Origin of the sequence: Methanosarcina sp. 2.H.A.1B.4 (assembly GCF_000979385.1) — an archaeon.
In the GTDB taxonomy this organism is placed as follows: Archaea; Halobacteriota; Methanosarcinia; order Methanosarcinales; family Methanosarcinaceae; genus Methanosarcina.
The window spans coordinates 26,590-47,772 of record NZ_JJOV01000083.1; the positions used below are offsets into that span (position 1 = coordinate 26,590).

Genomic DNA, 21,183 nt, shown 5'->3' on the forward strand with positions numbered 1-21,183 from the left:
GTAGAAAGAATTCTTTAATTTTTGTGATTTTAAGCCCTGGAGAAATGCATGTCTGAAAAATCGAAATGTAAATCTGAAACTGACTCTAAACCCGATTCCGAACTCCTGAAAATCAGGGCTCATCACCTCTGTTGTATCCAGGGATTCCAGGGATATGGATACAGCCCGGCTTTTGTTGCCAATATGCGGGCTGTGATTTCGGATCTTGAGACTCTTCCTTCCAGACTTCTCAAGCTTGTAACTGTGTGTGATGCAATCTGCGTTTCCTGTCCCAGTAAAAGGGAATGCACCATTCAGGAATCTGCTCTCTCCCGCGGGATCAGGCAAATGGACCTCGTTGTCCTGGAGAAATTAAGGATAGATGACGGAACTGTTATAAAGGCAGATGAAGCCTTCAGGCTCATAAATTCAAAACTTAACAAAGCTTCGGATATCGAAGATGTATGTGGGGCCTGCAAATGGAGGCAGAAATGCCTCTGGTATATGCAGGAAGAAAGATAAGACGGCCTGGATTAAGTCCTCGAGGGGATGTCGAGGTCCCGGCTTAAAACACTTTCTTAACCTTTTTTCTTAAACCTCTTTTTCAAGCGTTCTTCCTGATTTCCGGTTATTTACCTCAAGCCTGCACTGATTTCATAGATTTTTGCAAGAAATTCAATGTTCTGGACTGCATTCTGTTCTATCCCCAGCTCGTCCGGAGAAAAGCCGAGAGCAAGGCCAAGGAGCTGGGAGTAATGGAGAACGGGGATAGAGTAGTCAGTTCCGAACTTCTCATTGACTGCAAGCTGCCCTTTGTCAAACTGAAGGTGGCAGAAGGGGCATGCATTGACAATACAGTCCACTCCTGCATTCCGGATGCAGGCAAGCTTATGTTCAAGCATTTCCAGGGATTCGGCAGCATGCCCTGAACGGACGCCTCCTCCTGCTCCGCAGCACATCATTTTGTCTGTATAATCCACACTTTTTGCACCAGTGGCTTCAACCAGCTCATCAAAGAATACCGGAGCTTCCGTTTCTCCAAGGTTTCTGTCCTTTGAGGGCTTGATCAGGTGGCATCCGTAATGAAGGGCTACTTTCAGGTCAAGGGGGGTTGTGATGCAGCCCTTGAGTTTTTCAGGTCCGAATTCCCTGTACAGAAACTCGATTATGTGCCTTACCTCTGTGGTCCCCTTAAACTCCATGCCTATCTCTTTGAGGCAGGTGTTTGTACAGGCTTTCATTTCAGGGTCTTTTTTAAGTTCTATATTTGCGTCTGCCAGGGACCCATAGCAGCCGTTGCAAACTGTCAGGACATCTCTCTCCATTTTTTCCGAGAGGGCGATGTTTCGGCTGGCAAGGGCAAGCCAGGTTGCTTTATCAAAAGACTTGAACACTCCCGGGGCAGGGCAGCAGGAGGCTCCTGGCAGATCGGATGCATCAACTTCAAGTTTTTGCAGGCAGAGTTTTGTTGCTTTCTCAATTCCCGGGTAGCGGTTGGGTACGATACAGCCAAGAAACAGCGATAGTTTTGCCATATTTTTCTGCCTCCTTATTTTTCAGCCACAAGCTCGTCGAATTTGCAGGTTTTGAGAAGGATTTTCAGCCCTTCAAGAGCTTCCGGATATTTCTGGACGGTTTCAGGTATCGGGTCCAGCCCGAGTTCTTCCCTCTTTTTCTTTGTTTCCTCATCGAGGGGGACTGCATGTCCACACTCAAGCACCATTTCCGAAACACGGCGGTGTTCGGGAAGCATGAAACCTTCCCTGACTGCGAGCCTCCTTAACTCAAGAATAGCATCTGTAATTGGTATTCCGCGTGGGCAGCGCTCCTGGCATGTGTAGCAGGTTGTACAGAGCCACAGGGCGTCATCTGAGAGAACAGTAACTCTGTTCTTGCGTGCATCTCGAATTATTCTTCGGGTATTGAGCCCGGTATGCCGTCCCGAAGGACAGCTTCCTGTGCATGTGCCGCAGTGCATGCAGGAAAGTACCTCAAGTCCTGCCGCCTTTAACACTTTTAGCAATTCTTCACTCATACAGGTTCACTGTCTGGTTTTGAGTCTGGTTTTTATATTGATTCTTCCGTTTTAAAAAAGCAAATATGATCGAAAGAAACAGATCGGAGTAAAACACTGAAATCAGAGTAAGACACTGAGATCAGAGTAAAACACTGCACTCAGGGGTAGTTGACATAAATTCTCTACTATATGTTCGTATTACTCTCATAATATTTAACCTAAACTAAATCTATTCAGGGTTAAAATCCGAGATCGAGAGATGAATCACAGTTCCTGAATACTTATTGGAGACTTTATTGAAATCAAAAATAGAGTATCTCTTTTCAGGAGTTGTTGTAACCTTATTTTTAAATATCATTTTTCAGGTCCGGTTTAACGTTCATGGGCAAAGGTTATATTTTTCTATGCCCCGTAAAATCTGTGATGGTTTCTAATATTTCTCTTATCATATAATAATCAAGTTACCTGCCGTAAATCCCACATCCCCATATAGGTTTCTATTCTTTCCGTGCAGCTTTTGCCCTGATATGTTCTTCCGGCTTTTTTTCGATTTTGTTTCGATTTTATTTCTCAAGAGAAGTTTATCCCAAGGTCTTTAAGCCCATTCAGTTTTGCGAGATTGATCAGTAACGGTGTCAGAGATTCCATGGTGTTTGCCTGCTTAAGAGGGCCGCCGTCCAGGGGTTTGAGGCATCCCATATGCCGTGTAAGCTCCATAACAAGTTTCTTTGCTTCGGCGTCGTCGCTGCATACAAGCGCATCGTGTACGGCTGTGCATTTAACAACATCTTTGAGCTTTCCTGCAGGGATGTTGTGGAAAGCTGCAACAACTCTGGCAGATTCCGGGGCATTTTTCTTGATTGCAAGGGCTGCTGAGCCTTCTTCCGGAGGTTTGTATGCCATAAGGCCCCCTTCTTTTACCATTGGAACCACAGGTGAAATAAGAATCTTATTTTCAATGGCTTCTTTTATCTCTTCCAGCAAAGGCAAAACGTGATCAAAACGGATTGTAAGTATTATAACTTCGGCTGCCTGCGCGGCATCAAGGTTGCTCATACCGATAATTGTTGTCCTTGATGTATCAAAACCGCAATTTTCAAGCTCTGATAAAGCTTTTTTTGCAGCCTCATCTGCAGTTTCCAGAGACCTGGATCCGATAATTATCTCATTCTTCACACCATCAGGCATAAGGTTTTGAAGGGCAAGCCTTAGCACCATTCCTTCTCCGATGTTGCCGGTTCCTCCAAGAACAGCTATCTTAAGCTTTTCAGAATTCAATTTGAACAAGACCTCCAGTTTGCTATGTCTTCCCATAACATATGTCCGGAAGTTAATATATCTTCTGTCTTCAATCATTTAATTATATTACTTAATGTTATAAGCTAATTATTTTACCAAGTAATTCCTGTTTTTGTTAAGCACTTAATAATTTAGTTTCTTATTAGATATCGTTTATTTTTAATTCTTGTTCTAGATTCATATTAATAATTAGTAGAAATATTTATAATGTATATCGATATATGTTAAAATAAGTTGATTCTGTTCAGTTCTTGCTGCAGGAATTACTTTGCATATACCTGTATCCTGTTTGCATCCTTGACTTACTATCTAAGCAACATCGGGGGGTAGTGTATCTGGGGAGTTACACCAGGAGTGTATTATATCTGTTAATATTAGTCGTAGTCTTTACAGGCACAGTTTCTCATTCCAATTTTATGGTATGTGGAGGAGTCGGATTTATCGAATCTGAACCGGAAACTTCTGATCTAACTTCTAATTTAACTTCTAGCCTATTATCTTCCGGACTGTTTTCCTCAGATTCAGGAGTATTGCGCTCCCCATCATCTCTTTCGGAACTGCCGGAAGGAGATTCAGGCAGAATCTACAATGAAGAAGTCGAAGAGAATCTTACTGCATATGTTCGGCTTTTTCCCGGTACGGATGCAGGGGTGCTGGACTCCTGTTCCAGGGTTGAAGAATGGGATGAAGAATCCAATATTGCTGCAGTTTGCGTTAAACCGGAATCATTTGAAGAACTATCCTCTCTTAAAGGAGTACATTCAGTCCAGCCTGCTATTTCTCCTGTTATAAGAAAGGTGGACCGGGAAGAAAAAACAACTTTTTCTTCTTCTGAAGAGTTCTGGAAACCGGACGGTGTAACAGGAGCCGGAATTAAAATCGGGATAATTTCCGATGGAGTAGAAGACATATCTGAAGCCATGGCATCAGGAGTTCTGCCTGAGGATGTACACGTACTTTCTCCAGGGAAAGGAAAAGAGGGTACTGTAATGCTCGAAATAGTCCATGAGACAGCTCCTGGCGCAGAACTGTATTTCCATAGTGCAGGCCGCAACAAGCTTGAGTTTAACAGGGCTGTTGATACCCTCCTTGCCGAAGGTTGCCGTATTATATGCGATGATGTGGGCTGGCCTGATGAACCTTTCTTCGAAGATGGAATTGTAGCTTCCCATATTAAAGAATTAATAGAAAGCCAGGACATTCTCTATGTGAGCGCAGCAGGTAATGACGCAGGTCGCCATTATCAGGGTATGTTTTTCGATAACGGGTCAGGCTGGCACGATTTCAGTTCCGGAACCCGCACTTTCAAAAATATTTCAATGGATGTCCCTCCCGGCGAGAAAGTTACTGTAGTCCTCCAGTGGAATGACCCCTGGAACTGTTCCGAAAACGACTACGACCTTTACCTCTATGACTGCTGCAGCGGAAAAGAAATTGCTGCAAGTGAAAAGGCTCAGAGTGGCACAGATACCCCTCTTGAATATATCAAATACGTCAACAGGGAGGAAGCTGTACAAACACTGGGTATTTCTGTCAAAAAACATTCCGGAGAGGATAGGGTACTGGAAGTTTTTATTTACCCTAACTCCTCCGTAAAGGTTCATCCTGACAATCTGGTTGAGGAGGACTCGGTCTTCGGGCATCCTGCTGTTCCGGGCGTTATCTGTGTTGGGGCGGTTGATTCAGGAAATCCGGAAAACAGGGAGATCGCAGCCTACTCTTCCCGCGGGCCTGTAAGCATCTACTATCCGGAACCAGAACTCAGGAACAAGACCGACCTCAGTGGGCCCGGCAGTGTGAAAGTTTCAAGCATAAACGGAAAGGGCAGCTTCTTTATGGGTACAAGTGCTTCCGCCCCCTCTGTTGCAGGGGTCGGAGCTCTTATCTGGAACATGTACCCCGAAAAGACCGGCAGTGAAATTCGCGAGATCCTGTGTTCCTCAGCCGAAGATCTCGGAGAACCGGGGTACGACACTATTTTCGGGTACGGTTCAGTTAACGACCGCACAGTCCACCTTCTTGAAAACCTCTCTCCCGGCGGCAGTTTATTATTGGAAAAATCCGAAGCTTCGCCTGTGGAAACAAAAGGAATCTTTATACTGAAACTTTCCATGCCCCTTGAACGGATCTACTCTCTGGCAAATTTACCTGCCAGAGCAGCAGTAAAGGGATCTCGTTGATGGGGGACAGGCTGAAAAAGGACGGCAGGATACTATTCAAAGGCTGTGAGTTTTTAATTAGGGGCTATAACCTGAACTCCATTAACTTAAACCCGCTCGGACTCACCCTGATTTTCACTCCAGCAGTAAAATCCCAACACATGCAGTTTTTTCAGGCTTACAGAACTCAAGTACAAGCCCTGCCCCTTCCATTGCCTTCTGGACATTTATTCCGACAGCTTCAGGTGCAAAACGCCTCATTTCCGGCTTTACGCATTTTTCAAGGTTGCAGACCTCACATTCGTTGCAGGAGCCGGGCCTTAAGAGCTGGGCGAAGACGAAGCCGTTCCTGAAAGCTTCCTGTTCGAGCTCGTACATTTTCCTGAACGAGGCTTTCCGGAGTTCTCCCCAGGCTTTGAGGGCGTCCTTCCCGGAGGCGTCGTGCTCTTCCATAAGAAGAAGTGCATTTTTGTATTCCTGCAGGACTTTTCTGAATTCCTCAATAGAAAGGATGTGGGGAGGGCAGCTCAACCGTTTCCCGTAGCTCCGGCAGCCATAGGCGCATTTCAGGGCTATCCGGTTTTCCACCGGGATATCCGCTGTATCCAGTAGATAGGCTTTAAGTCCCAGGTTTGAGGCTTTTTCAATCAAGCTGTTGAAATTTTCTGACAAATACAATCCCCCTAACTTCTAACTTTTTAATTCATGCTTGATATAATTTAGTAACTACGCCCTGATAACTTTACCCTGAAAAGTTATGGGAACACTTTTCACTACCCAGGTTACACTTCTATAATTGGTAGCAGATAACTTAGTAAAGGGATACCCATGACGAAGAAAGTACCTTTTACTGAACTGGAATACCGTATGACCCGTTTCAGAAAACGGATGGACGCATCAAATCCCGACTGGGAAATCGCTGTTATCTTCAGCAAAATTAACCTTTACTATTTTACCGGTACGATGCAGGACGGAATGCTAATTGTCCCGAGGGACGAAGAGGCAACATTCTGGGTCCGGCGCAGTTATGAAAGGGCTCTTGATGAATCGTTATTTTTCAATATAGAACCCATGAATAGTTTCCGGGACGCTGCAGGGAGCATGGGCAAGCCAGATAAAGCAGGTAATGAAAGCAAGCTTCCGGATGCGGTATATCTGGAAACTGAAGTGGTCCCTCTGGCTTTATATCAGCGGTTTCAAAAATACTTCCCCTTTAAGAATGTTAAATCCGTTGATACCCAGATTGCCTCTGTGAGAGCTGTAAAAAGCGAATACGAACTGTCCCTGTTGCGAGAATCCGGCAGGATTCATCAGCATGTGCTCGAAGACCTTGTGCCTGAGATGCTGCGGGAAGGGATGAGTGAAGCTGACCTCTCAACCGAATTGTTCTCAGTGCTGGTAGAGGAAGGGCACCATGGAGTATCCCGCTTTGGTATGTTCGATACGGAGATGATTCTGGGAAATGTTTGTTTTGGGGAAAGCTCCATTTATCCTACTTATTTTAACGGGCCCGGCGGAAAGCTCGGATTGTGCCCTGCAGTTCCCCTTCTCGGGAGCCGGGACCGGAAATTAAGGAAAGGCGACCTGGTCTTTGTTGATGTCGGGTGCGGGGTTGAAGGTTACCATACGGATAAAACCACGACATACATGTTCGGTTCTTCCCTTCCGCAGTATGCCATAGATATCCACAATAAATGCGTGGCTATCCAGAACGAAGCTGCAGCAATGTTAAAACCCGGGGCTATCCCCTCGGAAATCTACAATACCATAATGAATGGGCTTGATGAGGAATTCCTGCAAAATTTTATGGGCTTTGGGGGCCGTAAAGTAAAATTCCTCGGGCACGGGGTTGGCTTATTGATCGATGAAACCCCCGTAATTGCCGGTGGGTTTGATGAGCCTCTGGAAGAAGAAATGGTATTTGCCCTGGAACCCAAAAGAGGAATTGAAAACATCGGAATGGTGGGAATTGAAAATACCTTCATAGTAACCTCTGAGGGTGGAGAGTGCATTACAGGAGATAATCCGGGCTTGATTCCTGTATTTTGAATGGTGAAAATCCCGGACAAACTTATCTCATATGGAGCTTTTGCGGAGGCTTGTCCTGAAGAAAGTCCAGCAGTTTGCTGGACATTTACCCTGGAAAGTAAATAAAAAAGGCTGATATCCCCATTTTCCTGATTCGATCGATAACTGCAAAATCAAATTTGCATTTTTATGAACTCTGCCTGCCCTTTACAATACCCAAAAAGCCTCTCTCCCCATTCAATGGCCTTCGGATCTAAACTGAATAATCCTGTAGTGATGTCGTATTCAACGCCGTCTTTTTTGTACAGGCTCAGAGAAAAGCGTTTATCCGTAACAACGAGCCCCACTTTAATATCTTCATCCACGACAATTAATTTGAAGCTTTCATAATCTGTCAGTGCATTTATCTTTTCCAGATAAGGTGATTGCTCCAATTTTTCCGCAATATGAAGAGGAACTATAAGCTCGACAGGGATTCCTTCTTTCACTCTTTCAAAGATAGAATCAGCATACCCTTCTGTTACCACGGACGATATGCCATGTATATGACCTGCCTCTTTAATCATTTTTAACTGGTTGTTGTAGACATTAAGGATCTTCGTACCTTTATCCTTGAGGACTTCGGACTCGTAAAGACATCCGATCTTTTTTAAATGGGAACAGGGAATTCCTTCAAGGTAATGTCCCGACCAGAAATGTTTGAATTTATTAATTGTTCCTACTGTTGCAAAAGAGTCAGATAATCTTGAAGCCACAACTTTTCCTGTTTGAGTCAGGTAGTACTCATGTTCTTTTGCTTCTATCAGATGATCCGCTTCGAGTTTTCTGAGTTTTGGAATTATTGCCTGGGATGTACTCCCGGTAATCTCACGCAACTGGGAAAGCTTTCTGCTGCTTTCGTTTAACGATAGAAGTATCTCGGTTATAAGTCTGGATCTGTATATGCCTTGGACATCATCTCCAATTTCTTTATAGATTTTGAAGCTGTTCATTTCCTGTCGCCACATCTACAGATTTTTTCTTACTTTCTTATTGAATTGTTCTAACACAATATATTCTTTTATCTTCTGTTAGGCATGTATGTTGATATCACTTTTGCCAATTTTATGGTTTAGTGAAAAAAAGAATATTCAGATTATTTGCTAAAAGTGAGGTCAAATTCCTGACGCCAATTAGGACTCTGAATCTTCATTATTTCGATGAAAAAGCTGATCGTATGAGTGAATGTTAATCAGACTGATGAATATTCGTCGTCGTAATTAATGTATAGGAGAAGGTTAATAAAGATTTTTGGATGTGAAGTTCAAACGAACTTTCCAGAGTGGATTTGAACTCCACGTTGCCCGGAGGCATGAGTTAGTGTTAGCCTTGCAATTATTTAAGGCTTGCTTGATCCTGCCTCCTGGGAAATGAACAGGAGTGAGTATGAAATGAAGACGAAATTTGTATTAAGTGTACTACTTGCCACAATGATGCTGATGAGCATGGCACTTGTGCCGGTAAGCGCACAGGAAGAAAATGATTATTCTGTAACTGCTGAGGAAGCCTTTAAGCACGCAAATGCACACATGATAAATTATATAGTAACAGGTGCACCTTATTTTGAAAAGTGGGAAGGAGCATCTATTGATCCCAATCCACTGGAACTTTATGACCCAAGTGGTCAAAAATTGTACTACCAATTTTCTGCATATAAAAATAATAACCTAATAGGTATAATCGACATTGGTGCAGATAAAAGGCTTGGGCAAACGGTCCAACTTGTTGAGTTCGATCCAAAACCGTTTGATGCCACTGAAGCCATGAAAAAATCAATAGAAATTGCCAAAAGTGAATATCCAGATGGGGAAATTAAGTCAACTAAGATGGTTGTATACGATTATCCTGATATTGGAGCGATGACCATAGTAAAGGACAAAACAACAGGAGATGAACATCGGATATTTGTAGATGTATATACCCTTGATGTAGTACCAGATGAACCTGCAACCGAAACAAAGCGTGGAATCTGGTCAATATATGAACAGAGATTGAAGAATGGGATAGACAAAAATTTAAATGACTGGCAGGAAAGTGATGATCTTACTATATCGATAGAACAAAAAGCAACCAGTATGGAAATCAATATATCTACACCAATCACCGAAGAACAGATAGAAAAACTAAGTGACAATATAATGGTGACAGCTACAACTGCTACAACTAAGACACTCAATGTTCCTTTATATGGACAAGAAACAAGTTATTACTGTGCAGCGGCAACTGGCCAAATGATTGCCAAATACTATGGAGTATCTTATACCCAAAATCATATCTATGGAGTAATGGGTGGAGTAGCTCCAGATGGATGCACTCTTAATGGACAGTTATATTTCTATAAGTTAGCTCAAAGCTCAGGGGGCTTAGGTAAATCTGGTTCACTACTAAAAACTTCGGGTTTCACTTTTGATGATGCAGTTTCTGAAATTAACAATAATAGACCTTTCAAAAGTGGGACTGGATCCCATGCTCGAGCTTGTGTAGGATACTATTCTGCTCCTGGGGATCAAGTTCTGGCAATCAATGATCCAGCGCCTGTGGGGTCTGGTAGTTATAAGCTAGAAGCATTTGGTTCAGAAGCTAATCGGATATATGTAAAATAAAACATGTGAGGAGCTAAACTCCTCTTTTTTTAGTTGTGGTGATATGACTAAAAATAATAAGATAATTGTTATCCTTGGTGTTTTTATGGTTCTCATAGTACTTTTGGTACTATTTATAAAAACACCAATTGATTTGAAAAGTCCAGTAGATACAAAAGTGCCAGTTGATAATATGTCAGTTAATGAACCGCAAGTAGCTGGTTTTCTTGTTCAATTTGAAAATGGAACAACTGAGCCGGAAGTTAAAGCCATTCTTGAAAATTACAATATGATATTGAGCTATAACATAGATTGCAATAGTGATAATGGGGGTTATAAATACTACATAAAGGTGGACAAAGATAATATGCCTGATGTAGTAAAAGATGGATTGAAAAATGATGAAAATTGGACTGATCCTGTTTTACCTTCTTTTACAAAAGGAGATTATATTATATATCCGGTAACAGAACAAGCTATTCATGATAAAGATTTTCTTGAGATACTGAAAAGACATAACCTTCAAGTAAAAACATTCGTCTGGTGTTTAATTAGCTACAGAGATAATTCAACTGGGCATTATATTCTGGGGAAGAATTGTATTACAAAGAAGGATGCAATCAGAATAACAAATGAGCTTGAAATGAATGAGAAAGTTTGGACTGTAATGCCTGATTATATTGAAGGGTAAAAATCCATAATGATTTCGGGTTCTAGAGTAAAAATAGAGTAATGTTGACTGGTTCTAGTTTGTCTTTTTGCTACGGGCTTTCCAAGCACTCCAAAAAGCCATAATTCATCCAATTATCTATCTAACACCTCTATAAATCTCCAAAGAACCCGTATTTAGATTTGACTATACTTTCAGTTGGACGATTTAGCCATAAATTAATTATAAGAGTAAATTCATGAAAATAACGAACATTTAAAAGATGTTTGGTGGAGTTCAAATTTGCTCTGGAAAGTCTATTTGAACCCCAGGTTGCCCGGAGGCATGAGTTAGTGTTAGCTTTGCGAATATTTAAAGCTTGCCTGATCCTGCCTCCTGGAAAACTAAGCAGGAGTGATAATAATGAAGAAGAAATTTGGAATAGGAACGCTAATTTTGGCAATGTTGCTGGTAAGTGTTGTTGTGCCGGTTGCTAGTGCAGATGTTAAATCAAACTTGAATGTAGATACTTCCGAGAGCAGTGTGGGTTATACTGCCGCAGAACTTCAAGATCTGTATTACAGGTATAACATAAGTGAAAATGATATTAAATTTGCAAAGAATGAGCTGCCTAATTTCTTGGAAGGAACAATTCTATGTAGTGATAAAAGAGTTATAGTTACCGAAGATGGAAATCCACCTAAAAATATGAAGCAGGAAGTAAATTTTGATGTTATAATAAGCGAGCAGGAAATGAGAAATATAATAGAAGAGGCTAGAAAAAAACATATTGAAAAATATAATGTTGATCCAAATAATCCACGAGTGGATATTGTAGATGGTTATGCATTGCCTGAAGAAGAGGTAACGAAGCTCGTTGAAAGCGGTAAGTTATCGGTAAAAGCTGAAAAACCATTAACGGAATTTGATACTTTTTTAGTAAGTACAGGGACTTTTGCTACAACATTCACTCATGTTTATAGAAATCCATATCAGATAAACAACAATATAGATGTAAATATATTCATTGCAAAAGAAGACAGCAGTCATCATGCGCCAACAGAATCATATTATCAAGATACAGTTGATGCTTTGGGGAGATTTGGAAGCTACGGTATAACTGTGAATCGGATTTGGCACTATAATTTTTGGGATGCAAGTGATGTAACACCGACTGAGCAATCATCCTCACTTCTCGATGATCTGGAAGAAGATACTACTTGGGTAATTGAAAGTCCAAATGATATTGTTATAGGCTGGGTAAATAGTATGGATAATAACGGTAGGGCATGGAGACCAGGTTCATTTAGTGTTTGTGCAGTTAAAGCACTTGGTGTTGACTGGCCTCATGACAGTATAGTTCAGCATGAAGTCTCTCATAATTTTGATGCAGATGATCAAAATTCCTTGCTCCATCCAGAATGCATAATGAATTATCTTTATGCTCAACAGGGTACGAATATCTGGTGTACTTCCTGTCGGAACACTGTTGATTATGGAATAGATCACTGATAAGCACAGATAAAATATGTTTGGTGGAAACATGAGAGAAGCCAATAAAAAACTTCGCTATATAGGAATAACTCTTCTGATTTTGATAGGATTTTTTATAATCCTACCGTATATTTTCATGGGCCCACCGACATCTTTATTTTCTGTTTACAATGGAGACGGAACTAGTCACATAGTAACTATTGAAATTATCGATTCGAATAATAAATCAATATTTGAAAATACTTACAAATTATCTCCTCAAGAGAAAATAACAGAATCTAAAGGTTTATGGTTGTTATTTAATATGTCTTTACCATTGAATAAAGATAATTATATTATTAAAACAACTTTAAATAATAACGTAAGCAAGGAAACAAGCATGTCTTTGAATCCCTGGACTACATTATTTATCTCAATAATAGATTCATCTACTTTCATTGATGCAAGCCAAGTTTAACAGAAGCATAAGTATTGAGATTTTTAATAGTCATCATGCTTCTGTTTTCTTCTTATAATTCACAGTTTTTGAAAAAATGAGTGAACTACAGGGTGATTTAAATTTTTTATTTCCCGTCATTTTTATGGAAGAGGGATTAATCCTTACAGCTGGAATTAAGGTTCTAACTGTAGGAGAATACAATAAGTAGTAAAAGGATTGGTTGATTATGGAAAAATTAGCTAAAGCCATTATAGGCTTCATAGTATTGTGCGTTGTGATTTTTGTTCTTTTTATGATATTCACTTATAGGTAGTGTTTTGGGACTATTCTGTATCTAGATTACAATCTTTCTAATTTGTAGCGATATCGACAGCATGGGAGCATCTATAATAAATATTCAAATGTTGGTAATTTACTTAAATAAACGAATTTTCGCCATCTGTGGCCATACTTCTAAAACGTGAATAGTTACAATTACACAAATTAAAAAGTCAAAAAAGCACAAAAAAGAATGAAATAAAGATGAAGCCCAAAGCTTCACCTTTCAAGTTTATTCTGTAATTTTATTTCTGTTTCCTTGCCATCTTCTTCGTGGCAAGTTTCTCGATAATGCCGAGGTTAACCTCGCCGCCGCCTACGCTCAGCTTCCCGCTGGCAACTGCGCTTTCCAGGAGGTGCTGTCCTACGAGGGTGCGGACGATAAGGGTTGTGTAGCCTTCAGGGCTTCCGACCGAACCTGCTGAGATGTCTGCTTTGAGGGCGGTAAAGTCCGTACAGACGTTGCAGCCCGGACGGATAGTGTCCTCAAGTTCGGCAAGGGGGATCACGTACTGGGTCCCGTCGTTGAGGGTGATTTCGAGTTTACCCTTAACATCAATGCGGCAGACCTTCATGGGTTCGAGGGCGTACTCGCTTTTCAGCTTGCCTGCAATCAGCTTTTCGTAGTCGAAGCTTTCGGTACAGAAGAGCCCGAGCACGAAGCGGATGGATTTCTTGTAGGGGCTGACCAGCTGGTGGTCGGTCTCAAGCATCTTGCGGACTGCCTGGACGACACAGGGGACTCCTACCACTGCGATGTTCCTGTGCTTCTGGGTAACAACGGCTTCTTTAAGTGCCGAGACCAGGGGTACCCACCAGTTGTAGCGGCTTCCTGCCTGCCCGATGAGGGCTTCACTTCTGGTAATTACCATGGAGTGTGGCTTGAGGGTCCAGGGGTCTTCGGTGACCGTAACCACAGCATCTACAAGGCCGGTTTCCAGGGCGTTTGCAAGGATTGCGGTAACGGCTCCTCCGCTCTGCTTTCTCGGAATGTCGAATTCTGCCTTTCCGGTAGTGATCTTCAGGTAGTCTCCAAGCAGGCTTGAAGACTGTTCATCGAGTCTCGGGCATACCTCATAGCAGGCTCCGCAGGGCACGTCATCAACAGCGGCTTTACAGTAGCCGTTGCTTTTCGGAGTTGTGGAATCGCCGCCGGTTTCAAAGTACAGGGCGTCAGCAGGACAGACTGCAATGCAGGCCCCGCAGCCTGAGCAGAGGCCGGTGTCCCAGACTTTTGATTTCAGGTCAAGGTAAGTCTTACTGATTTGTTTCTTTTCTGCCATTTCTGATCACTCCCAGACGTATTTGCTTGCAAAAGGCCGGCTGCTTGCAGGTCCGATCCTTGTGTAATTGGTGTCCAGGAACTCTGCGGGGTCATATCCGAATTGCTCGCAGAAGCTCTTAATGATCGGGGCTATGCGTTCCAGGTCGGCTTCCGTAAACTCGAACTTCTTGGCTCCGACTCCGAGCAGGTAGTCATCCACTTCACCGCGGATGATGATTTCTCCGCCGTGGATTCCGCTGCCAATTCCCCTGTCGGTCATGGATTTCTCCTTGCCGATTCCGAGCACAAGCACAAGGCCTCCTGCCATGTATTCTCCGAGGAAGGAGTGGGCTGTGCCGCCTACGACAAGTACGGGCCTGGCTTCCACTTCATATTGCTTCATGTGGATGCCGCCGCGGTAGCCTATGTTGTTCTTTATAAAGACCTTGCCTCCCCTCATGCTGTGGGCGACGGCGTCTCCTGCGCTTCCGTGGATCACAAGCATACCGCTGTCCATGGTGTTTCCAGGAGCGTGTTCGGCGTTCCCGTGGATTATGCAGGTGGGCCCGCTCATGAACATTCCCAGGTCTCCTCCGGGGACCCCGTTGATTATGATGCGGGTATTGCCTCTAACTCCGTCCCCTATAAAGCGCTGGCCGAGCACGTTATCGAGGATGATTTCCTCTGCCCCGTCAGCAACTGCTGCCCTTATTTTCTGGTTTAAGGGGGTGTAGTGCATGTCCTTAGCATCAATTCTTACCGTCTTCATATTCAGGCCCCCGCTGGCTGTACGTCCAGGATTTTAAGCATCCCTTCGTCCAGCATATATCCGCGCAGGCGGTCCCTGTTTCCACGCAGGCTTTCAATACTGTTGATGCCTGCTGCACCCATAAGTTCGCTGAGTTCCAGGGTCCAGCCGTGTATCAGGTTTGAAACCTGTGCTGCTCCCGCTTCGGGATCAAGCCTGCTCACAAGGTCCGGGCGCTGGGTAGCAATGCCCCAGGGACAGAGGTTTCTGTAACAGTTGCCACAGACCCTGCATCCCAGAGCGACCAGGGCTGCAGTTCCTATGTAGACGGAATCCGCTCCGAGCGCAATGGACTTGGCAAGGTCGGCGCTGTTCCTTATCCCGCCGCTCGCAATGATGGAGATCTCGTTCCTTACTCCCTGTTCCCTGAGTTTCTGGTCAACGCTGGCGATTGCAACTTCGATGGGGATTCCCACATGGTCCCTGAAGACCTTCGGGGCTGCCCCGGTCCCTCCACGGAACCCGTCAATGACCACTGCGTCTGCAGAGGACCTGGCAATGCCTGCGGCGATGGAGGCCACGTTGTGCACTGCTGCAATCTTAACAAAGACCGGTTTCTTCCATTCGGTTGCTTCTTTCAGGCTCCTGATAAGCTGGACAAGGTCTTCAATGCTGTAAATGTCATGATGAGGTGCAGGGCTGATTGCATCGCTTCCGAGGGGGATCATACGGGTTTTGGAGACTTCTTCGTTTACCTTTTCTCCGGGGAGGTGCCCTCCTATGCCCGGCTTTGCTCCCTGTCCGATCTTGATCTCAATGGCAGCGCCCCTTTCGAGGTAGTCGATGTTCACACCGAAACGGCCTGAAGCGACCTGGACGATCATGTGGTCCTGGTAGGGGTAGAGCTTCTTATGCAGTCCACCTTCTCCTGTCCCCATGAAGGTTCCGGTTTCAGCTACGGCTTTTGCCATGCTGAGCTGAGAGTTAAGGCTGATGGCTCCGAAACTCATGTGCCCGATCATGATAGGGGTATCGAGTTTCAGGTTTGGGGCCAGCTTTGTTTCAAGCTCAACGTCTCCACTCTCGGTTTTTCTGAAATTGAGTTTGGACGGCTTCTTCCCTATATAGGTCCTGAGTTCCATGGGTTCTCTCAGGGGATCGATGCTCGGGTTTGTGACCTGGCAGGCATCAAGGAGAAGGCGGTCATAGATAATTGGCAGATCTCTGGCGTTTCCCATCCCTGAAAGGATGATCTTTCCACTGCGGGCCTGGTTGATGATATCTTCCCTGGCTTCCCGGGTCCAGATGGGGTGGGAACGGTAGTCGATGGGTTTTTCCGTAATATTAATTGCGTCCCTCGGGCACATTGCAACACAGCGGAGGCAGGCGGTACATTTCCTGGACTCTATCAGGATCCTGTCGCCTTCTCTCCTGTATACACCGTAGGAACAGTTTTCAATGCAGCGCCCGCAGTCCATACACTGGTCGCGGTCGATGCTGACTTTAAATTTTGGGGGTACGCTTCCGAGCGTCATTCGATAAACCTCCCTATGATGGGTTCTCCTGCCCTGGGAGTGTAGATATTCTTTACTTCGGGGTCAAGGGTCCTTATTGCGGCTTCTTCGCTGGATATGTAAAGCCTGCTTCCGTTTTCGCCAACGACCAGGGGGCGCAGTTTAATCCTGTCAGTGAAGCCTACAATACCGTTCTCTGTCCCAACTACAATAGCAAAAGGCCCGTTCATAAGGGCAGACCCGTAGGTAAGGCGGATTGCTTTGTTCAGTTCGGCTTCCTTTGCAGGCATACGGTCGATATCGTCCCAGAAGGGGGGGGCAAGGGCCTTGACAATCATTTCATGGGAGAGCTCATGCTGTCTTCCGAGCAGGTCAAAAAGGTAAGCTACAACCTCTGTGTCGGTAAGTGCAGTGCATTTATAGCCGTAACCCTCCACATAGCGCTGGTTTGTGCCGTAAGAGGTTATCTCCCCGTTATGCACCACTGACCAGTTAAGAAGATTGAAGGGATGGGCTCCTCCCCACCAGCCCGGTGAATTTGTCGGGTAGCGGTTGTGGGCAAGCCAGATGTAGCCTTTGTAGTCCTCTATCCTGTAGAAGTTTGCTACATCTTCGGGCCAGCCGGAAGCCTTGAAGACTCCCATGTTTTTCCCCGAGGAAAAGATTGTGGCTCCTTTTATGTTGGCATTTACTTCCATGAATATATGCGTTACAACATCGTTTTCAGAAGCTACTCTCCCCTCCATCAGGTTTTCTGAGGGTTTAAAGAAGTATCTCCAGGGAATATGGACCTTTTTTAAGCCTGGCTGGGGGGTGGTCGGGATCTCTTCCTGGTGAACGATTTCTCCCCACTGCTGGAGGATTTCATCAACCTTCTTTTTTGGTTCTGCCATGTTGTCAAAGAAAACATGAAGAGCATAACAGTCTGCATATTCGGGGTAAATCCCGTATGCAGCATAGCCTGCCCCGTCTCCACTGCCTCTTTCGTTCATGAGACTGAGGGCGGCTTTTATGCTCGATCCGTCCATTCTGGACTTTTTTCGATCTATAAAGCCTATTATTCCACACATTTTGATCACTCTAGAGATGAATAAAAATGAACATAATGCAAATGTATTTTGTTAATGTCTTCCTGGATGATTTCTGCGGCTCATTTTTGAGAAATAGTTCTAAAAATTTGCCAGCTGGAGAAACTGGGTTTCAGGGGATATTTTATAAGTTTTCGTAAGTTAAAGGAATATTCTATTTATATTAATTTAATCTTTATTATATAAATAATTTGAATTCATGACAGCGTTCCTGCCTCTGCTTTTAGTTCTCTTAAATAAATTGAGAGGGTCGCCGCTAAGGGAAGTAAGTAATTTAGTACCTATTTGACAATATATATATGTTTCTTTTTTCAGGATCAGACCTGCTTACAGTAACACTGCAAAGCATGACGTTTTAACGCTTTATTTTTCTTTCTTCCCGCTTGATATTGTTTGTATTGTTGGGCCTCTAAGCAGTTTACAATGATTGTCCTGCTCAGAGCTGCCAGCCTTTTTTGCGTAAGATGAATTTTATATACAGCCGCCTGCCAAAAAAGTAATAAGCCAAACTTGAAAAGGTTGAACTGAAATTGCAGTATTTATTAAGGAAAGCATTTTTATACTGAAATCCTTTTCAGGTCCTGTTTTTCTGACGAAAATTGAAACTCAATTTCTCTCAATGAAATGAATTCCCATTTTTCTACGAAGCTTCTTTCCCTTTTTCAATCAACTGGATGTTTTTTTAGAATCCCGGAGCACACCTGCCGGATAAAGTGTGCCTCCCGAATCCGTATTGGAATGTTTTTCTTAGTTTTCATAAAACCTCAGCAGGAAACCCGTTAAATCTTTCGATTTAGCGGATAGTTGACTAAACGATTTTCCGGCGTACTATAAACACTTCAGGCTGATTATCCTTACAGCATGTGGAGGTATTTGTTAAGTTCCCAGGGGTGGACCATGGCTTTGTATTCGTCCCATTCTGCGATTTTTGCGCAGAGGTAGTTTTCAAAGACATGAGGTCCGAGCACTTCCTTTACGAACTCGCTCTTTTTCATTTCATCCGTTGCTTCTTTGAGGTTTGCAGGGAGGGAAATTATACCTTTTTCCTGGCGCTCTTTTTCCGTGAGATGGAAAATATTCACGTTGGTTGGCTCTCCGGGATCGGTCTTGTTCTTAATCCCATCAAGGCCGGCTCTCAGCATGAGGGCGAAGGCCAGGTATGGGTTGCAGGCCGGGTCCGGACACCTGAGTTCTACCCTGGTCCCGTTGCCTCGGGTTGACGGAATCCTTATCAGGGAGCTCCTGTTGCTGGCGGACCAGGTGATATAAACAGGGGCTTCATATCCGGGGACTATTCTCTTGTATGAGTTTACCACGGGGTTTGTTACTGCTGCAAATTCCCTTATGTGCTTCAACAGCCCGCCTATATAGTACATTGCATCTTCGGAAAGCTGGGTAGGAGTGCCCGGGTCATAGAAAGCGTTTTTTCCGTTTTTGAAGAGGGACTGGTTGCTGTGCATGCCTGAACCGTTTACTCCGAAGAGGGGCTTTGGCATAAATGTCGCATAGTATCCTTTGTGATAGGCAATGGACTTGACCACGTACTTGAAAGTTACTACATTGTCTGCCGTGCTAAGTACGTCGCCGAACCTGAAGTCGATTTCGTGCTGTGAAGGTGCTACTTCGTGGTGGGATGCTTCTATCTGGAATCCCATGTGTTCCAGGGCATAGTCAATGTCTCTGCGTACGTCCTGTGCACGGTCAAGGGGTGCGAAGTCGAAGTATCCGCCCTGGTCGGTAAGTTCGGTTGTAGGGTTTCCGTTTGCATCAAGCTTGAAAAGGAAAAATTCAAGTTCCGGTCCGACGTTCATTGAGAAGCCCATTTTCTCGGCTTCTTTGATTGCGCTCTTCAGGACGTATCTGGGGTCTCCCTTGAAGGGTTTCCCATCAGGGAGGTATACGTCTCCGAGAATTCTTGCGACTGCGCCCGTCGCGGGTCTCCAGGGGAGGATCCTGAACGTTGACGGGTCAAGCACGAGTTTCATATCAGATTCTTCGATCCTTGTAAAGCCCTGGATCGAAGATCCATCAAACATTACGCCGTTTTCAAAAGCTTCTTCCAGTTGTTCTACAGGAATTGCCCAGCTTTTGATGATGCCGAGGGTATCCGTAAACTGAGTCCGGATAAACTTTACGTCTCGTTCCTTTACAGTCTCTAATACGTCTTCTTTAGTCGTACACTTTTTCATCTGCACCATTTTATTCCATCCTCACCAGGCATTAGGTAATCATTTACCGACCTAATATTATATATATATTTCTATGTTTTGTGGCATAGACTGCGCTTAAAGCTCCATATATATCTAAAAAGTTTCTAAAATTATTTGTGAAATCCATCCCCACTTCACTACGTATATTTCTAATATCCTGTATATAAATTTCATTCCAGAAGGACTGAATTTCTAAATAGGGTTTAAATTTTAACTTTCCGCTCTGGAATATTTTCCAACATACTTCAAAAGATATGAAAAAACAAATTAAATATTCTTCGGACCTTACAATTAATTAGTGTTGAAGTACAGTATCTCTTTGGGGTCTTATATGTTTAAAGTGAATGTATTCAGGCTTCTGGTCTCCATAATTATCTGCCAGTTCGCGGGGGCAATTGGTGCTATATTTACATCTTCTTCTCTTGAAAGCTGGTATCTTTTGCTTGAAAAGCCGGCTTTTAATCCTCCCTCCTGGGTCTTTTTCCCTGTCTGGACAACGCTTTATACGCTTATGGGAATCTCCCTTTATCTTGTGTGGGAAAAGGGGCTGCAGCAAAAAGAAGCCAAAGTGGGTATTTTCCTTTTCGGATTACAGCTGGGCCTTAACATACTCTGGTCTCTCCTGTTCTTCGGACTGCAGTCTCCTTATACTGCCTTTCTTGAGATTCTCCTGCTCTGGCTTGCAATCCTGCTGACGGCTATACAATTCTTGAAGATTTCAAAAGCAGCTTCCTATCTCCTTATCCCTTATCTTCTCTGGGTCAGTTTTGCGGCGCTGCTTAATTACCAGATCTGGGTCCTTAACCCATGAGTGTATGTTCCCATGAGTATATATTTCAGATAAGGATTGAGTCCGTTAGTATTACAATATGGGCTCAGCCCGAGTCCTGTTCTTTACTGAATTGCTGAAAACCGCATTCACAAAAAAACTCTGAAAAAAAGGTCTATACCCGGGAGACCCAGGGTAAGCTGTGAAGTTCGTGGAAGCTTAAATATTAGAGGGCACCGCAACCGCAACTTCTTCCTAGAAGGGTTGATACACGATGCTTCAGGTGGTGAATGTCATCTTCGGACATCTTTTCAAGTTCTTCTTTATGTTCTTTTTCTATGTGGTCAAACATAGTTTTTTCGACTTCTTCCAGCTCATTACCAGTAGCCATAAAGTTGCACTTGAATCCCAGATCGCCGCACTTAACAATTTTCATGGTAGCTCCTCTTGCAGTAAAAACTGATCAAAATAATCTTCTTCTATTCAAAGTGAACTACCCCTCCCTGCTTTCTGATGAAAGCGAGGAAGGGGCTTCTTGCTTCATCCCTCGAACTACTGTTCGCAAGTCCACAAGCCCATCCCCTGCG

General features: G+C 43.7%; 19 protein-coding genes. 8 read left to right on the top strand and 11 right to left on the bottom strand.

Features of this window, described 5'->3' with window-relative positions:
• Positions 1 to 48: 48 nt before the first annotated feature.
• Positions 49 to 501 carry a DUF1284 domain-containing protein gene (locus tag EO92_RS13820; protein WP_048160778.1) on the top strand — a complete coding sequence of 151 codons (453 nt, stop codon included), beginning with the start codon at positions 49 to 51 and terminating at the stop codon, positions 499 to 501.
• Between the two features lie 110 nt (positions 502 to 611).
• Here the strand turns inward: EO92_RS13820 and hdrB are convergent, their stop codons facing one another.
• The 3 genes from hdrB to npdG form a co-directional block, all read right to left on the bottom strand.
• Positions 612 to 1,514 (bottom strand): CoB--CoM heterodisulfide reductase subunit B, encoded by a 903-nt coding sequence (gene hdrB / locus EO92_RS13825; protein ID WP_048172459.1) that lies wholly within the window; start codon positions 1,512 to 1,514, stop codon positions 612 to 614.
• 14 nt (positions 1,515 to 1,528) lie between these two features.
• Positions 1,529 to 2,014 (bottom strand): CoB--CoM heterodisulfide reductase subunit C, encoded by a 486-nt coding sequence (hdrC, locus tag EO92_RS13830; RefSeq protein WP_048172460.1) that lies wholly within the window; start codon positions 2,012 to 2,014, stop codon positions 1,529 to 1,531.
• 552 nt (positions 2,015 to 2,566) lie between these two features.
• A complete protein-coding gene (gene npdG, locus EO92_RS13835) occupies positions 2,567 to 3,274 on the bottom strand; it encodes an NADPH-dependent F420 reductase (protein WP_052734369.1) in 708 nt (235 codons plus the stop codon).
• Between the two features lie 551 nt (positions 3,275 to 3,825).
• Between npdG and EO92_RS13840 the strand changes: the two genes are divergently transcribed.
• Positions 3,826 to 5,475, top strand: coding sequence for a S8 family serine peptidase (locus EO92_RS13840; protein ID WP_235283343.1), 1,650 nt, complete (start codon positions 3,826 to 3,828; stop codon positions 5,473 to 5,475).
• Between the two features lie 114 nt (positions 5,476 to 5,589).
• On the opposite strand, the gene EO92_RS13845 is transcribed toward EO92_RS13840, so the two are convergent.
• Positions 5,590 to 6,126, bottom strand: a complete 537-nt coding sequence (locus EO92_RS13845) for a DUF2284 domain-containing protein (RefSeq protein WP_048172467.1) — start codon at positions 6,124 to 6,126, stop codon at positions 5,590 to 5,592.
• Between the two features lie 156 nt (positions 6,127 to 6,282).
• On the opposite strand from EO92_RS13845, the gene EO92_RS13850 reads away from it, so the two are divergent.
• Positions 6,283 to 7,503, top strand: coding sequence for a Xaa-Pro peptidase family protein (locus EO92_RS13850; RefSeq protein WP_048172468.1), 1,221 nt, complete (start codon positions 6,283 to 6,285; stop codon positions 7,501 to 7,503).
• A 152-nt stretch (positions 7,504 to 7,655) separates the two neighbouring features.
• Here the strand turns inward: EO92_RS13850 and EO92_RS13855 are convergent, their stop codons facing one another.
• On the bottom strand, positions 7,656 to 8,474 hold the full coding sequence (locus EO92_RS13855) for a winged helix-turn-helix domain-containing protein (protein ID WP_048172471.1): 819 nt from the start codon (positions 8,472 to 8,474) through the stop codon (positions 7,656 to 7,658).
• A gap of 438 nt (positions 8,475 to 8,912) precedes the next feature.
• Between EO92_RS13855 and EO92_RS13860 the strand changes: the two genes are divergently transcribed.
• The 4 genes from EO92_RS13860 to EO92_RS13875 all read left to right on the top strand — a co-directional run bounded on the left by EO92_RS13860 (position 8,913) and on the right by EO92_RS13875 (position 12,703).
• Positions 8,913 to 10,124: a C39 family peptidase gene (locus EO92_RS13860; protein WP_156165839.1), complete on the top strand. Its 1,212-nt coding sequence runs from the start codon at positions 8,913 to 8,915 to the stop codon at positions 10,122 to 10,124.
• A 43-nt stretch (positions 10,125 to 10,167) separates the two neighbouring features.
• Complete coding sequence (locus EO92_RS13865) at positions 10,168 to 10,794, top strand: UPF0228 family protein (RefSeq protein WP_048172473.1); 627 nt, start codon at positions 10,168 to 10,170, stop codon at positions 10,792 to 10,794.
• Between the two features lie 381 nt (positions 10,795 to 11,175).
• The gene (locus EO92_RS16800) at positions 11,176 to 12,264 is read left to right on the top strand and encodes a hypothetical protein (RefSeq protein WP_052734370.1); all 1,089 of its coding nucleotides are present in this window, start codon (positions 11,176 to 11,178) and stop codon (positions 12,262 to 12,264) included.
• Positions 12,265 to 12,295: 31 nt separating this feature from the next.
• A complete protein-coding gene (locus EO92_RS13875) occupies positions 12,296 to 12,703 on the top strand; it encodes a hypothetical protein (RefSeq protein WP_156165840.1) in 408 nt (135 codons plus the stop codon).
• Positions 12,704 to 13,248: 545 nt separating this feature from the next.
• Here the strand turns inward: EO92_RS13875 and EO92_RS13880 are convergent.
• The 5 genes from EO92_RS13880 to glnA form a co-directional block, all read right to left on the bottom strand.
• Positions 13,249 to 14,286 carry a Coenzyme F420 hydrogenase/dehydrogenase, beta subunit C-terminal domain gene (locus EO92_RS13880; protein ID WP_048172477.1) on the bottom strand — a complete coding sequence of 346 codons (1,038 nt, stop codon included), beginning with the start codon at positions 14,284 to 14,286 and terminating at the stop codon, positions 13,249 to 13,251.
• 6 nt (positions 14,287 to 14,292) lie between these two features.
• Entirely contained in the window at positions 14,293 to 15,036 is a 744-nt protein-coding gene (locus EO92_RS13885) for a hypothetical protein (protein WP_048135674.1), read from the bottom strand.
• A gap of 2 nt (positions 15,037 to 15,038) precedes the next feature.
• Complete coding sequence (locus EO92_RS13890; RefSeq protein WP_048160768.1) at positions 15,039 to 16,550, bottom strand: glutamate synthase-related protein; 1,512 nt, start codon at positions 16,548 to 16,550, stop codon at positions 15,039 to 15,041.
• Positions 16,547 to 17,599, bottom strand: a complete 1,053-nt coding sequence (locus EO92_RS13895; protein ID WP_048160766.1) for a glutamine amidotransferase family protein — start codon at positions 17,597 to 17,599, stop codon at positions 16,547 to 16,549. The genes EO92_RS13890 and EO92_RS13895 overlap by 4 nt, the downstream gene beginning before the upstream one ends.
• Positions 17,600 to 18,471: 872 nt before the next feature.
• The gene (gene glnA / locus EO92_RS13900; RefSeq protein ID WP_048172479.1) at positions 18,472 to 19,815 is read right to left on the bottom strand and encodes a type I glutamate--ammonia ligase; all 1,344 of its coding nucleotides are present in this window, start codon (positions 19,813 to 19,815) and stop codon (positions 18,472 to 18,474) included.
• Positions 19,816 to 20,158: 343 nt separating this feature from the next.
• Here glnA and EO92_RS13905 point away from each other — a divergent pair, with 343 nt between their 5' ends.
• Entirely contained in the window at positions 20,159 to 20,638 is a 480-nt protein-coding gene (locus tag EO92_RS13905; protein WP_048136052.1) for a TspO/MBR family protein, read from the top strand.
• Positions 20,639 to 20,822: 184 nt separating this feature from the next.
• Here EO92_RS13905 and EO92_RS13910 read toward each other — a convergent pair whose 3' ends face one another.
• Positions 20,823 to 21,032 carry a DUF1059 domain-containing protein gene (locus EO92_RS13910; protein ID WP_048136050.1) on the bottom strand — a complete coding sequence of 70 codons (210 nt, stop codon included), beginning with the start codon at positions 21,030 to 21,032 and terminating at the stop codon, positions 20,823 to 20,825.
• Positions 21,033 to 21,183: the final 151 nt, after the last annotated feature.